The organism is Rhodoplanes azumiensis (assembly GCF_042682915.1).
In the GTDB taxonomy this organism is placed as follows: Bacteria; Pseudomonadota; Alphaproteobacteria; order Rhizobiales; family Xanthobacteraceae; genus Rhodoplanes; species Rhodoplanes azumiensis.
The window spans coordinates 25,778-39,143 of the sequence record NZ_JBHUIW010000023.1 but is presented as its reverse complement, the minus strand read 5'-3'; the positions used below and the strand labels follow the sequence as shown (position 1 = coordinate 39,143).

General features: G+C 71.8%; 12 protein-coding genes. 5 read left to right on the top strand and 7 right to left on the bottom strand.

Translation table 11 applies throughout. From position 1 onward, the window contains the following. Positions 1-12: 12 nt before the first annotated feature. From fliR to flgB, 5 genes are all read right to left on the bottom strand, one after another. Entirely contained in the window at positions 13-783 is a 771-nt protein-coding gene (gene fliR, locus ACFSOX_RS18055; RefSeq protein WP_378479209.1) for a flagellar biosynthetic protein FliR, read from the bottom strand. 78 nt (positions 784-861) lie between these two features. After that, the gene (gene fliQ / locus ACFSOX_RS18050; protein ID WP_378479208.1) at positions 862-1,125 is read right to left on the bottom strand and encodes a flagellar biosynthesis protein FliQ; all 264 of its coding nucleotides are present in this window, start codon (positions 1,123-1,125) and stop codon (positions 862-864) included. Positions 1,126-1,186: 61 nt separating this feature from the next. Further along, positions 1,187-1,507 (bottom strand): flagellar hook-basal body complex protein FliE, encoded by a 321-nt coding sequence (gene fliE / locus ACFSOX_RS18045; protein WP_378479207.1) that lies wholly within the window; start codon positions 1,505-1,507, stop codon positions 1,187-1,189. 17 nt (positions 1,508-1,524) lie between these two features. Continuing rightward, the gene (flgC, locus tag ACFSOX_RS18040; protein WP_378479206.1) at positions 1,525-1,935 is read right to left on the bottom strand and encodes a flagellar basal body rod protein FlgC; all 411 of its coding nucleotides are present in this window, start codon (positions 1,933-1,935) and stop codon (positions 1,525-1,527) included. Between the two features lie 38 nt (positions 1,936-1,973). Next, positions 1,974-2,360, bottom strand: a complete 387-nt coding sequence (gene flgB / locus ACFSOX_RS18035; protein ID WP_378479261.1) for a flagellar basal body rod protein FlgB — start codon at positions 2,358-2,360, stop codon at positions 1,974-1,976. A gap of 284 nt (positions 2,361-2,644) precedes the next feature. Here flgB and ACFSOX_RS18030 point away from each other — a divergent pair, with 284 nt between their 5' ends. Together ACFSOX_RS18030 and fliP are read left to right on the top strand one after the other, a co-directional pair. After that, positions 2,645-4,012 carry a flagellar biosynthetic protein FliO gene (locus ACFSOX_RS18030; RefSeq protein ID WP_378479205.1) on the top strand — a complete coding sequence of 456 codons (1,368 nt, stop codon included), beginning with the start codon at positions 2,645-2,647 and terminating at the stop codon, positions 4,010-4,012. After that, complete coding sequence (gene fliP, locus ACFSOX_RS18025; RefSeq protein WP_378479204.1) at positions 4,009-4,866, top strand: flagellar type III secretion system pore protein FliP; 858 nt, start codon at positions 4,009-4,011, stop codon at positions 4,864-4,866. The genes ACFSOX_RS18030 and fliP overlap by 4 nt, the downstream gene beginning before the upstream one ends. 63 nt (positions 4,867-4,929) lie before the next feature. On the opposite strand, the gene ACFSOX_RS18020 is transcribed toward fliP, so the two are convergent. Both ACFSOX_RS18020 and ACFSOX_RS18015 read right to left on the bottom strand, forming a co-directional pair. Continuing rightward, a complete protein-coding gene (locus ACFSOX_RS18020; RefSeq protein ID WP_378479203.1) occupies positions 4,930-8,847 on the bottom strand; it encodes a tetratricopeptide repeat protein in 3,918 nt (1,305 codons plus the stop codon). A gap of 437 nt (positions 8,848-9,284) precedes the next feature. Next, a complete protein-coding gene (locus ACFSOX_RS18015) occupies positions 9,285-10,196 on the bottom strand; it encodes a VOC family protein (RefSeq protein WP_378479202.1) in 912 nt (303 codons plus the stop codon). A gap of 298 nt (positions 10,197-10,494) precedes the next feature. Here ACFSOX_RS18015 and ACFSOX_RS18010 point away from each other — a divergent pair, with 298 nt between their 5' ends. The 3 genes from ACFSOX_RS18010 to ACFSOX_RS18000 all read left to right on the top strand — a co-directional run bounded on the left by ACFSOX_RS18010 (position 10,495) and on the right by ACFSOX_RS18000 (position 13,201). Further along, positions 10,495-11,355: an ABC transporter ATP-binding protein gene (locus ACFSOX_RS18010; protein ID WP_378479201.1), complete on the top strand. Its 861-nt coding sequence runs from the start codon at positions 10,495-10,497 to the stop codon at positions 11,353-11,355. A gap of 62 nt (positions 11,356-11,417) precedes the next feature. Then, positions 11,418-12,398, top strand: coding sequence for an ABC transporter substrate-binding protein (locus ACFSOX_RS18005; protein WP_378479200.1), 981 nt, complete (start codon positions 11,418-11,420; stop codon positions 12,396-12,398). Beyond that, a complete protein-coding gene (locus ACFSOX_RS18000; protein WP_378479199.1) occupies positions 12,395-13,201 on the top strand; it encodes an ABC transporter permease in 807 nt (268 codons plus the stop codon). Before ACFSOX_RS18005 ends, ACFSOX_RS18000 begins: the two co-directional genes overlap by 4 nt. Positions 13,202-13,366: the final 165 nt, after the last annotated feature.

Below are 13,366 nucleotides of genomic sequence, written 5' to 3'. Positions count from 1 at the left end.
GGAGCGTCGTCCTCAGCCACGCGGCGCGATGTCGTGCATCACGCCCTCGAAGAACCCCAGGAACGTCGCCATCATGGCGGCGATGACGAAGGCGAAGATCAACAGGCCGCCGAAGATCGACAGCGGCATCGCGACGAAGAACACCTGCATCTGCGGCATCAGCCGCGACAGGACGCCGAGCCCGACATTGAACAGGATGCCGAAGACCAGGAACGGCGCCGAGATCTGGACGCCGATCAGGAACGCGCCGCCGACCAGCTTGGCGGCGAGCGCCGCCATGTCGCCGGTCGCCGGCACCTCGCCGGGGCGGAACAGCACGTAGCTGTCGGCCAGCGCCGCGATCGCGAGGTGGTGGGTGTCGGTGGCGAAGATCAGCACGATGCCGAGGAGCGTGAGGAAGTTCGCGACGATGACGCCCTGCTGGCCCTGCGTCGGGTCGATCGTCGAGACGAAGCCGAAGCCGAGCTGCTGGGCGACGATCGAGCCGGTCACCTGCAGGGCCGAGATGCACAGCCGCGCCGTCATGCCGAGCAGGAAGCCGACGGCGAGCTCGCTGAACAGCATCCGGACCACCGGACCGAAGCTCTTGAGGTCGATCTGGTAGGCGTCGCGATAGAGCGGCATCACCACGGCCGCGAGGACGAGCGCCGCGGTCAGCCGCATGCGCACCGGCACGCTGCGCTCGCCGAACCCCGGCAGCAGCATGATCATGGTGCCGGTGCGGGCGAACATGAGCATGAAGGCGACCGCGAGGGGGGGCAGGAACGAGAGGTCGATGCGCATCCCCGCCCCTCCTGGGCGTGCCGTTTCGGGCGTGCCTGTCCGGCGCCTTCGCGGCCGGGTGCCGTGCCCCCGGCCGGCTCAGCCGCCCGAAATCCGCGTCGCCAGCCGCATCATGTGGCCGTAGAGCTGATCCGCCATGAACGGCAGCGCGAGAATCATGGCGGCGAACATCGCGAGTATCTTCGGAACGAAGACGAGTGTCGCCTCCTGAATCTGGGTCAGCGCCTGGAACAGCGAGACGACCACGCCGACCACCAGGCCGACCAGCATCAGCGGGCTCGCCACCAGGACGAGCGTGACGATCGAGTCGCGCGCGACGTCGACGACCTCCGGTCCGGTCATCCCGCTCCCCCTTCGCGTCCCGCCCGCACCACGTCCCGTCCCCCCGTGCGCCGCCGCATGGTCAGATCGTCATCCGCATGATCTCTTCGTAGGCCTGGATGACCTTGTCGCGCACCGACACGAGGCTCGCGATCGCCGTCTCGGTCTCGGCGACGGCCGTGACCACGTCGACGATGTTGGCCTTGCCGTTGGCGAGCGCGTGGCTGTTCACGTCCGCCTTGTGACCGGCGGCGGCGATGTCCTGCACGGCGTCGCGCAGCATCGCGCCGAAGTCCTGCTTGCCCCCGGCGACGTCGCCGATGGTCTTGCTCAGTCCGGCACCCGGCGAGCCGAGACGGGCCGTGGTCGCATAGGCGTTTGCGGCGATGCCCGGAATGGCCATCTGTCTTCCCCTCTGGTTCAGGCGCGCAGAATATCGAGCGTGCGCTGGATCATCCGGCGCGTCGCGCCGATCACGTTCACGTTGGCCTCGTAGGAGCGCTGGGCCTCGCGCATGTCGGTCATCTCGACGATCGAGTTGACGTTCGGATAGCGCACGTTGCCGTTGGCGTCGGCCATGGGGTGGCCGGGCTCGTACTTGGTGCGGAAGTTGCTCTGGTCGGGACGGGTCGGGCCGAGCTGGACCGTGCGGGCGTCGAGCTCGCGATCGAGTTCGGACCGGAAGGTCGGGATGCGGCGCCGATAGGGATCGCCGCCGGGCTTCTGCGCGGTCGAATCGGCGTTGGCGATATTCTCCGACAGCACCTTCATCCGGCCGGCCTGGGCCCGCAGGCCGGACGCCGCGATGGCGAGCGACTTGACGAAATCCATGGCATCACCTCACTCGTCACGGTCCACGGACGTCACGATCAGCCCTTGCCGACCGCGGCCTTGAGCAGCGCGAGGCTGCGGGAATAGAGCTGCGTCGCCGCCTGGTAGTCCATCTGGTTGCTCGCCACCTTCAGCATCTCGTCCTCGAGATGGACGGCGTTGCCGCCCGGCCGGACCGCGAAATTCTCCGGCTTGTCGCGGAAATGCGTGGTGCCCGGCAGGGCCGCGATGTGCCCGGGGGCGGTCTGGGCCAGCCGGACCGGCGGCGGCGGCGCACGATCGAACGACAGGGGCTCGAGGTCGCGCGGCCTGAACTTGGGCGTGTCGGCGTTCGACACGTTCTCGGCGAGCAGGCGCTGGCGCTCCTGGTGCCATTGCATCTTGGTGCGCAGCATCGAGAAGATCGGGATGTCGGAGATCGCCATGGTCGCCTGCCGTCGGGAGGACACCTGAGTCCACCACCCGGCAAACATTGCCGGGCTTATGGTTAACGACCCGTTAATCCGGCGCGGCGCCATCGGATCGCCACGTTCTGCCGGTCCGGAAAACCGTAGATGATGCGTATCGGGTGGGCTCCCCTGCGCTTTCGTGTTAAGGAATCGTCGACATCCGGGGCGGCAGCTTTTGCCGTCATCGTTAACGCTTCGACGAATCGGCTCGGCACGCGCGGCGAGGAGCGGAGAAAGGATTAACGGCCATGGTCGGCGACATGCCGCTTCCCGCGAAGTTCTTCATCGCCTTCGTGATCGTCCTCGCCTTGATCGGCGGCGTCGCGTGGCTGGTGCGGCGGTTCGGCGCCGGCGGGCTCGGCGCCGCCTCGGCGCGCGGCCGCCAAGCCCGGCTCGGCGTGATCGAGGCGACCGCGGTGGACAGCCGGCGGCGGCTCGTGCTGGTCCGCCGCGACAATGTCGAGCATCTGATCATGCTGGGCGGGCCGACCGACGTGGTGGTCGAGGCCAACATCGTCCGCGGCCAGCCGGCCGCCCCGATGCGCGAGGCCGCACCGCCCCGGATGGAGCCGGCCGGTCGCCCCGCTCCCGAGAACGGCCTGTGGGCGCCGGCCGTGCCGGTCGCGCCCGAGCCTCCTTTCCGCGCCGCTCGCGGTGCCATGATCCCGCCGATCGCCGAGGAGCTGCCGCTGCAACCGCAGGCGGAGCCGGGCCGCCGCGAGACGGTCGACCGCCTCGCCGGGCTCGCCGCCGAGCTCGCCCGCAACGCTCCGCCGCCGATCGTCGAGCCGCGCATGCCCGAGCCGCGGATTCTCGACCCGCGCATGCCGGAGCCGCGGACCGGCGAGCCGCGCGCCCCGGAGACCCGGATGCCCGAGCCGCGGATGCCCGAGCCGCGGTTGCCGGAACCGCGGATGCCGGAGGCGCGCATGCCGGAGATGCGGGGCTCCGAGGCCCGCTTGACCGAGGCCCGCTTGACCGAGGCCCGCTTGACCGAGGCCCGCATGACCGAGCCGCGCATGACCGAGCCCCGGATGCCGGAACCCCGGCTGCCGGAGCCGCGAGCGCCCGAGCCGAGGCCCGCCGAGACACGTCGCCCCGTCCCCGATTTGCGGCGTCCGCCGGAGCCGCGGCGCGCCCCGCCGGCCGTGCCGGCCGCCTCCCCGGCCGAGGACGCGCAAGCGGGCGACCGCCAGCTCGCCGCCATGGCCGAGCAGCTCGAGGCGGCCCTGCGCCGGCCGACCGGGGCGGAGCCCACCGGCGGCGAGCCCCTCGCCCCGCCGCCCGCGCCGGCGCCGCCGGCGGCCCGTTCCCGCCCGGCGCTGCGCCCGCCGCTGGAGCCGCGCGCCCCGCTCGCCGGCCGCACCCTGGCGAGCCGCCCGCCGTCGCCCCCGCCGGCCGCCGAGCCGGCGCCGCCCGCGCCGCCGCACGCGGCATCGCCGCCGCCCGACGGCGCGCCCGAGCCGGCGCATGCGACGCCGGAGCCCCCGGCTCCGCCGGCTCCCGCCGCGGCCGCCGAGCCGGCTCCCGCTCCCCACCACGACCCCGCACCGTCCGGCAAGACCGCCTACGAGAGCCTCGAAGAGGAAATGGCGAATCTGCTCGGCCGCACGCCCGGCAAGCCGTGATCCGCAGCGTCGGCGGCCGCCGCGTTCGTCTCGCGACGATGGCGGCCGGACCAGGAACGGCCCGCGCCGGCGCGACGGCGGCGCGCGCGCTGCCGGTCGGTGCGCCTCTCGTCGGTGCGCCTCTCGTCGGTGCGATTATCGTCGGCGCGATCCTCCTCGGTCCGCTGTTCGTCGGGCCGGCGGCCGCCCAGGATCTCAGCCTCAATCTCGGCCAGGGCGGCGCCCTGACCGAGCGCGTGTTCCAGCTCATCGCGCTGATCACGGTGCTGTCGCTGGCGCCGTCGATCCTCGTGATGGTGACCTCGTTCACCCGGATCGTCGTCGTCCTGTCGCTCCTGCGCACCGCGCTCGGCACCGCCACGGCACCGCCCAACAGCGTGCTGATCGCGCTCGCCCTGTTCCTCACCGCCTTCGTGATGGGGCCGGCCTTCGAGCGCGCCTACGACACCGGCATCCGGCCGCTGATCAACAACGAGATCTCGATCGAGCAGGCGTTCGAGCGGTCGAGCGAGCCGTTCCGCGCCTTCATGCTCAAGAACGTGCGCGAGAAGGATCTCAAGCTGTTCCTCGACATGGCGCGCGAGGCCCCGCCGGCGAGCCCGGAGAACGTGTCGCTGCGCATCCTGGTGCCGGCCTTCATGATCTCCGAGCTCAAGCGCGCCTTCGAGATCGGCTTCCTGTTGTTCCTGCCGTTCCTGATCATCGACCTCGTCGTCGCCTCGGTCCTGATGTCGATGGGCATGATGATGCTGCCGCCGGCGACCATCTCGCTGCCGTTCAAGCTGATCTTCTTCGTCCTGGTCGACGGCTGGAATCTCGTCGCCGGCAGCTTGGTGCAGAGCTTCGGAAGCTGAGCCGGCGAGCGCGGCACGGCGCCGCACCGACGTCTGCCGCGCACGCCTGTCGCGAACCGACGCCTAGCGGCGCACCGCCGTCACCTTGCGCGAGCGGATCGAGGCGGTCGGGTCGGGGTCCGCCAGCGGCGCACGGCTCTGGTTGCCGGGGGCCGCTCCCGGCGTCGCGGCGGGCGGCGCCGACGGCAGCGGATCGGCGCTGAACGAACCGGTCTCCGGATAGCGCACCCGCAACTCGCGCAGGAACGCGTCGAGCGTGTCGGTGGACGCGACCATGCGCGAGACGGCGGCGAACTCGGGCGCGTTGGCGGCGCGCGGCGCGGTCGCCACCTCGAAGGCGCGACGATCGGGCCCGTCGGCCATCTTGGCCACGTATTTCTCGCGGAAGCGGTCGAGGCCGAGCATGTCCTCGGCGAGCGCGTAGCCGATCGCCGCGCGCAGGAGGTCGGCGCGCTCCGGCTCGGAGAGCGGCTGCCAGTCGCGCCAGCGATCGCCGTACATCATCTCGATCTGCTCGGCCGCCGCCTGCCACCGCTTGGCCGACCACAGGATGTCGGCGCGCAAGCGCTGCGCCTCGCGACCGTCGAGATTGGCGATCACCTCGATGGCGAGGTCGGGCCGGCCGACGTCGGAGAGCGCCCGCCCCTCGATCAGCAGGCGCTGGTTGCGCAGCTCGGTCGCGATGTTGGTGGTCTGGGTCGCGCGCAGCGTGGCGAGCGCACGGTCCGGCTTGCGGTTCATCAGATAGACGATGGCGAGCCGCGTCGCGACCTGGGCTCGCGCCGCGCCCTGCAGACGATGGTCGACCTGATGCTGCAGGAGCTCGGCCGCCTGGTCGAGCAGATCGACCGAGACCAGCCGGTCGGCGAGCCGGCGGATCATCTCGTCGCCGCGCCGGCCGATCGGGGTGAGCTCGCGGAAGTCGTAGAACAGCCCCAGCGCGTCGACGGCCGGCATGGCGTCGCCCTTGCCGGCCAGGAACAGCGAATCGAACGTCGTCGCCGCCTCCTCCTGGATGCGCCGGGTGAGGTCGGAGTTCGGATGCGCCGACAGGGCCGTGCGCATCACGTGGAAGGCGTCGCGATAGCGCCCCTCCTGCGTGTAGAGCCGGGCGAGCAGCTGCAGCGCCTCGATCTCGGTCTCGTCGCCGCGCCAGACCGTGGTGAGCTCCTCGAGATCGGAGATGACCTCGGTGCGCTTGAGGTCGCCGAGATGATAGCGCAGCACCGTCTCGCGCAGCCGCCCCTTGGCGGCGTTCGGGCCGGTGACGGTCGCGACGGCGAGCCGGTAGTCGGCGAGCGCGTCGCCGCTGCGGCCGAGGCCCTCGGCCACCTGGCCGGCCAGCACCGCGATCCGCGCCTCCATGTCCTTGTCGATGCCGAGCGTCTCGAAGGCGTGCAGAAGATTCTGGGCGACGGCGAAGTTCTTCACCTCGACGGCGGCCCGCACCGCCTCGGCGAGGATCAGCCGCTGCAGCTGGAGCGGCAGCGTCGCGACCGACGACTCGACCGCGCGCAGCTTCTCGTTCGCGTCCGCCCAGTTGCCCTGCTTGGCGGCCGCGAAGCCGCGCCAGATCTGGGCGTCGGGGTGGCTCGCGACGATCGGGTTCGACAGATCCTTGAGCGCCTCGGGGACGCGGTCGAGCATGATGTTGGCGAGCGCCCGCATGAACAGCCCGGCCGGATCGTCGGCGCCCGGCCGTTCGTCGGCGAGCGCGACGTCGATGACGCCCTTGGCCTCGGCGTACATCTCGCGGGCCAGATAGAAGCGGGCGAGATCCATCCGGGCGCCGGCGCGCCGGGTCTCCAGGGCCTCCGCGGCGGCGTTGGTCAGAAGCCTGCGGCGCGGCTCGTACTCGGCCTCGCGGTCGAAGCCCCACAGCTGCGGATCGAACACGGCCGGCCGGAACAGGCCGGTGCGGCGTCCCACCATGTCGCTCGCCGAGACGGCGAGACCGCCGGGCCGCCCGATGGTGATGCGGTCGGTGCCGAGCTCGACGGTCAGGTCGTCGGCGACCGGCTGCAGGACGACGCCGTGGCTGGAGGGCAGCACGCCGAACTCGACATAGTCCTGCGGCTGCAGGAAGCCGCGCGGCGGCCCCAGCGCGGTGACGACCACCAGGGTGTCGCCCGCCTCCGGATCGACGATGCGGTGCACGGCGCGGGGGTCGTCGAACGGCACGGCCGCGGTGATCTTGCTCTGGCTCGACGGATTGCGGACCAGCGCGAGGGGGCGCGGCGCCTCCATCACCTGATCGCCGACGACGAGCGACACGGTCGCGCCGTCGATGCGCACCGTCGCGAGCCGCGGTCGCTCGAGCTTCAGGCGCAGCGCCTGGCCGTCGCGCAGCGCCACCAGCGAGGCGCTCTGCACGGTGCCGCTGCGGTCGCGGCCCAGCGCCGCGATGTCGAGCTTGGCCCGCGTGTCGAACACGACCCACAGCGCATCGGCCCGATTGAAGACCGCGGCCGGCGTGGCGACCGAGAACGGGAAGCTGAGGATCAGGTTGTCGGCCTGGCGTCCGACCTGCATCTGCACGGCACCGGTCGAATCGGCGGACGGCTTCGGCGCGTCGATGACCGGGAGCGGCGGCTCGGCGCCCGGTGCCGCCGCGGCGGCGGGCGCCGGCGCGGCGGGCACCTGCGGTGTCGCGGGCTTCGGCGGCGTCGCGGCGACCTCGGCGGCGGGCACCGGCACCGGGGCGGCGACCACGGCCGGGGCGGCGGGCCGCGCTGCGGGCTCGGCGGGAGGCGTGGCGGCCACCGGAGCCGCTGCCGGAGCGGCGACCGGCTTCGGCGCCGGCGGCGCCACCGGCAGGTCGGCGAGGTCGGCCGGCGGCGCCGCCGCGGCGGCGGGCGGAGCAGGTGCCGGAGCGGGAGCCGGAGCAGCGGCCTGCGGAACCGGGCGCGGCGCCGGCGGCGGAGCACCGGGGGTCGGCGGCGTCAGGGCGGCGGGCGACAGAGGCGGACGCGGCGGCGGAGGGGCGACGGCCGCCGGTGCCGTGGGTGCCGCGGCGGGCGGAGCCGCTGCCGGCGCGGATGCCGGCGCCGGTGCCGGCTGGACCGTCGCCGCCGGGCCGGACGTCGGTTGGGTCGGCGCGGGCTGAGCCGGCGTCGTCTGCGGCGGCTCGAGGCCGAGCCCGGCGCCGCGCCGGCGGTCGCGGCTGTCGGCCAGGATGGCGGCGAGCTCGGCGGCACGCCCGGCCACGTCGCCGGCTCCGCGCCGCTTCTGCGCGTCGACCACCCCGACATCGACCACGAAGCTCTCGTCCTCGCGGAAGGTGCGCACGTCGACATTGCCGATGAAGCCGAAGCGCACCGTCGTCGCCTGCTCCAGGATCTCGGTGTCGACGCCGCCGACCATCGGCGGCATGTTGCCCTTGGCGTCGGCGAGATCGAACTTGAGGGGCGCGTCGAAGGTGAGGACGAGCGCGTCCTTCTCGCGCGAGGTCGCCACCGGAATCAGGTCGGGCAGATCGAAGACGTAGCGCGAGAAGGTCGGCTGGTGCGACACGCGCACGCGCGTCAGCGGCATCTGCTTCTGGCGGACGAGCTGCTGCTGCTTCTTGATCTTGCGCTCGGCCTCGCGGGCGCGGCGCGCGAGCTCCTCGACCACCTCCTGCGGCAGCCCGGGAGGCGCCCCCTTCCAGTTTTCCGGCAGGAGATCGACATAGAGGCGCTCGCCCGCCGTCAGCGTGTTGAGCTTGGCGGCGCGCGACAGGGCGATGCGGATGCCGCGCCCGTCGGGATCGCGGCGGGCCGCACCGACCCAGCCGCTCGCCATGCCGGTCAGGCGCTCGACATTGACGGCGACGGGCTGGCGGAAGGCGATGATGACGATGCCGTTCGCCATCCGCACCTGGCTCTCGACGTCGTCGGCGAAGTGGAAGACGAGGCGGGCGTAGCCGTCGTTGGTCGAGACCGAGAGCTCGCCGCGGATCGGCGCGTTCTGGGCGACGGCGACGCCGAGCAGCGCGGCCATCAGAGCCGCGGCGGCGACCAGCCCGGCCAGGCGCGCCCCGAGATGCCCGAGCGGAGCGGCGACGCCGCTCCGCCCGGCAGGATCGAACGTGGCCCGACGATTCGCAGTGCCACGATACGCGGCGCACGACGCAACTGAGAACAACGACATGACCGGTCCCGCGCGAACGCGCTACGACTACACTCGGGATGCGGTTCACCATAAGCCGCCGCATTTAACGCGCGCTTAACGCTATACGTTCGATTTCAAAAGCGTCTGCGGGACTCCTGCGCCCCCTCCCCCGGCGATCCGCATCCGCGACGCCGGCGCGGCGCTCCGGTGACGATCCCGCTCGGCCGCCGCGGGCGGTCGGATCGACGCGAGGGACGATCGTGCGGCCGCCGGTGAGGCCGCCGCACGTCACATGAGCCGTCACGTCAGGCGATCAAGACACAGCCTCACCGCCGCCACGGCAGCGCGGCCGCATCCTCGACGAACACCCAGGCGCCCTGCCCCAGCGGCTCCGGGAACGCCGCCGTGACGACGCCGTCGCGCTCGACGAAGGACAGGCCGGCTTGCGTCAGAACGCCCTTCAAGACCGCGAGCGACGTCACCACCAGCGCATAGGCGCCGATGAACGGCAGGCTCGGCGGCACGCGGCCGATCAGGTCGCGCAACGTGTCGGGCGTGGTGATCTGCACACGACCGCGATCGAGCGCGATCGCGGGGCCGGCCGGCGTGTCGCGCACCGGACGACCGAGAAATCGCGAGAAGCGCGCCGCCGCCTCGGCCGTGTCGCCGACCGCGATCACGGCGTCGAGCAGCGCCGTGGCGCCGTTCGGGTGGGTGAGCCAGCGCGGTTGCCAGACGGTGTGCTCGGTATGGTGCGTCAGCATCTGGATGCGGCCCTCCGGCATGACGCCGGGCGACAGCCGGGCCACCGTGAACGCGGCGACGTCCGGACCGTCGGCGGTGTCGACCGGCCGCTGCATCGAGACGAGCGGCTGCATCGGCATGCCGGCCTGCGCGACGCGCTCGTGATGCGCCGCCGCGTCCGCGACCGCGAAGGCGATCAGATGCACGCCCGGGTAGCGCTCACGCGCCGTGTCGAGCTGACGGCCGAGCGGCGTGTCGGCGGTCTTGAACAGCACCTCCACGTAGCCGCGTGAGAACATCGCCGTGACGTTACCGGTGCCGGTCGGTGTCGCGGTGCCGTCCGGCGCCGGATTGACCTGGACGGAGGGCGGCGTCGGCGCGAACCCGGCCTGCGCGAGCGCCGCGCCGGCCGCGACCCGGTCGGCGGCGAAATGGCCGACATGGTCCAGAAAAATCTGCTCCCCGGCGGGAAGCTGACGCGCGCATTCTTCCATGGAACCCCGAACTCCTGATCCCATCGTCGTTTTTTCACCGTCTCGCGCGGCGGTTGATGCCGCGGCCGCGCCGTCCGCCTTATATACGAGGCGTCGCGGCGGTCGAGCGTCGCGCAAGGCGGTACCGCACCGCCTCGCGAACGCTCGACGCCGCCGATCCGACCCGAGACGTTCACCCGGTTGCCGCACCTCGTTGCCGCAGCCGGGCGTCATCTTCTCGTGATCGGCACAGAATTTGCTCGGGTGCACGGCCCGCAACAGCATAATACGGCCCCCAGTGGTCGAGATCGGATCTCGATTGACCCCCGTCACCACCATGGATGCCATGACTTCGACGGCGACTTCACCGGCGACACTCGCCACGACACCGGATCGACGCCAGGCGCTCGCCTTCCGCCACGTCTCGAAGCAGTTCGGCCGCGCCGACGGCGCGTCGCTCGAGGTGCTGCGCGACATCAGCTTCGACGTGCCGGCCGGCTCGGTCGTGTCGATCCTCGGCCCGTCGGGCTCGGGCAAGTCGACGCTGCTGAACATGGCGGCGGGCCTGCTCGCGCCGGATCAGGGGCGCGTCCTCGTGCTCGGTCACGAGACGACGGGCAAGACGACGGATGCGGTCGACTGGTCGCGGCTCGGCTACATGTTCCAGGACGATCGCCTGCTGCCCTGGCGCTCGGCGCTCGCCAATGTCGGGCTCGCGCTCGAGAGCGGCCCGATCGGCCGGCGCGCGTGGCGCGAGCGCGCGCAGGCCCAGCTCGCGTTGGTCGGCCTCGGCGACTTCGCGTCCGCCTACCCGCATCAGCTCTCCGGCGGCATGCGCAGCCGCGTCGCGCTGGCCCGCAGCCTCGTCACCGAGCCGGACATCCTGCTCATGGACGAGCCGTTTTCGCGGCTCGATGCCCAAACGCGCACCACTATGCATACAGAGTTGCTGCGCATCCATCGCGAACGCAACATGTCGATCGTGTTCGTCACCCACGACGTCGAGGAGGCCGTGATCCTGGCCGATCACATCGTGATGTTCTCGCCGCGGCCGGGCCGCGTGCACACCGAGCTCGCCGTCGACCTGCCGCATCCCCGCTTGGGCACCCCGGAGGCCCAGGCCCTGGTCGCGGAGCTGCGTGCCGCGATCGCCGGCATGTCGGCCGATTGGGTGATCTGATCCCGTTCCTCGTCGCGTCCCAGAACCACCCCCGGTCCCGAACCCCCGTCCCTGGAGAGACCATGTCCGTGCGAAAGCTCGCCCTCGCCGTGGCCGTCGCCGCCGCCACCCTCGCGCCCGTCGCCGCCTCGGCGCAGGAGAAGATCAAGGTCGGCTACTGGACCTCCGGCTTCAGCGTCGGCTTCGGCGCCGTGCTGGAGGCCGGCAAGTTCCTCGAGGCGCAGGGCCTGGTGCCGGAGTACATCAAGTTCTCTGACGTCAACGGCCCGACCAAGGCGCTGATGACGCACTCGATCGACGTCGCCTTCGGGGCGCCGGCGACCGGCGCCTTCACGCTCGGCGGCGAAGGCGCGCCGCTGGAGGTGGTGCTGGTGACCCAGATCGCCGAGGCGACCTTCGTCACCAAGGACGGCTCGCCGATCGCCTCGCTCGCCGATCTGAAGGGCAAGAAGGTCGGCATGTCGCCCGCCGGCAGCGCCATGTACGCCATCACGACGTCGCTCCTGGAGAAGAACCAGGGCCTCAAGCGCAGCGACTTCACGGCCGTGCCGGGCAACGAGGGGCGGCTCCTGCAGTTCCTCTCCCAGGGCGACATCGACGCGGCGGCGCTGCGCGCCGTCACGCTCGCCTCCGTCACCGACGTGAAGCTCAAATCCCTCGGCAACGTCGTCGACGAGTGGAAGGCGATGACCAAGACCTCGGCCCCGCCGATCCTCGGCGTCGCCATCGTCCACAAGGACTTCGCCCGCCAGAGCCCGCAGGCCGTGGTAAAATACGTGAAGGCCGTGATCGAGGCCACGCGCTTCGGAGCCAAGGAGACCGAGAAGGCCTCCGAGATCCTGCGCAAGAGCGCCAATCTCGACGCCCGCGACGCCACCGCCTACGCCAAGCTGTGGGACCAGTTCTACGTCGCCTCGCTCGAGCCCGCCGACGTCACGACGCTCAAGACCATGGCCGAGGTGTTCCGCGGCGCCGGCACGATCGAGAAGCCGGTGCCGGATTCGCTGTTCGTCTCCAGCTACTACGAGCAGGCGAAGAAGTGAGAGCCCCGAGCGAAACGACGGCCGCCGCGGCGGCCCGCGGAACCGGACGCGGCGGGCTCGCGCTGCGGCGCACCGCGCTTCTGCTGCTGCTGATCGCGATCTGGTGGGCGGCCTCGCTCGCCATGCCGCCCTACGTGCTGCCGAGCCCGGCCCGCGTCGCCCAGCGCCTGGTGACGCTGGCCGAGAGCGGCGACCTGTTCTCGAACCTGTTCACCACGCTGTGGCGGGTGCTCGCCGGCTTCGCGGTCGCGGTCGTGATCGGCGTGCCGGGCGGCATCCTGCTCGGCTCCAACCGGGCGCTGGGAGCGTTCTTCGAGCCGGTGCTGCCGGTGATGAACACGGTGTCGTCGGCGATCTGGGCGATCTTCGCGATCCTGTGGTTCGGCCTGTCGCCGCTCACCCCGATCTTCGTCGTGCTGATGACGGCGCTGCCGCTGATCATCACCAACGTCTGGCAGGGCACCCAGGCCGTCAACGCCGACTACGTGGAGCTGGCCCAGACGCTGCGCTTCTCGCGGCTGAAGACGTTGACCAAGATCTACGTTCCGTCGATCTTGCCCTACTTCTTCTCCGGCGCGCGGCTCGCCTTCGGGTTCGGTTGGCGCGTCAGCCTGGTGGCCGAGACGCTCGGCGCCTCGAGCGGGGTCGGCTACCGGCTCCGCCAAGCCTCCGACCTGATTCAGACCGACCAGGTGTTCGCCTGGACGATCGCTCAGATCGCCATGATGGTGGTGATCGAGATCGGTCTCCTGGCACCGCTGGAGCGGCATCTGTTCCGCTGGCGGCGCGACGTGAGGACGTGAGCTTCGCCCGGCCGCCGCGACGACGACGACGGCGGCCGGGATCTTGCAAGGGCGAAGGGGCGAGGTGTCGCCCGGACGAGCCCGGGTGGCGTTCGGAGCGTGGGTGCGGCCCGTCCGACACGGGCCGATCGAGGTGCAGCGCAGCGGCCCCCGGCCGTGCCGCGA

Bases quoted from the DNA above. Each gene is read 5' to 3' on its own strand.
- fliR (WP_378479209.1), bottom strand. From the start codon at position 783: ATGCGCATCGACCTCTCGTTCCTGCCCCCCCTCGCGGTCGCCTTCATG.
- fliQ (WP_378479208.1), bottom strand. From the start codon at position 1,125: ATGACCGGACCGGAGGTCGTCGACGTCGCGCGCGACTCGATCGTCACG.
- fliE (WP_378479207.1), bottom strand. From the start codon at position 1,507: ATGGCCATTCCGGGCATCGCCGCAAACGCCTATGCGACCACGGCCCGT.
- flgC (WP_378479206.1), bottom strand. From the start codon at position 1,935: ATGGATTTCGTCAAGTCGCTCGCCATCGCGGCGTCCGGCCTGCGGGCC.
- flgB (WP_378479261.1), bottom strand. From the start codon at position 2,360: ATGGCGATCTCCGACATCCCGATCTTCTCGATGCTGCGCACCAAGATG.
- ACFSOX_RS18030 (WP_378479205.1), top strand. From the start codon at position 2,645: ATGCCGCTTCCCGCGAAGTTCTTCATCGCCTTCGTGATCGTCCTCGCC.
- ACFSOX_RS18020 (WP_378479203.1), bottom strand. From the start codon at position 8,847: ATGGCCGCGCTGCTCGGCGTCGCCGTCGCCCAGAACGCGCCGATCCGC.
- ACFSOX_RS18015 (WP_378479202.1), bottom strand. From the start codon at position 10,196: ATGGAAGAATGCGCGCGTCAGCTTCCCGCCGGGGAGCAGATTTTTCTG.
- ACFSOX_RS18005 (WP_378479200.1), top strand. From the start codon at position 11,418: ATGTCCGTGCGAAAGCTCGCCCTCGCCGTGGCCGTCGCCGCCGCCACC.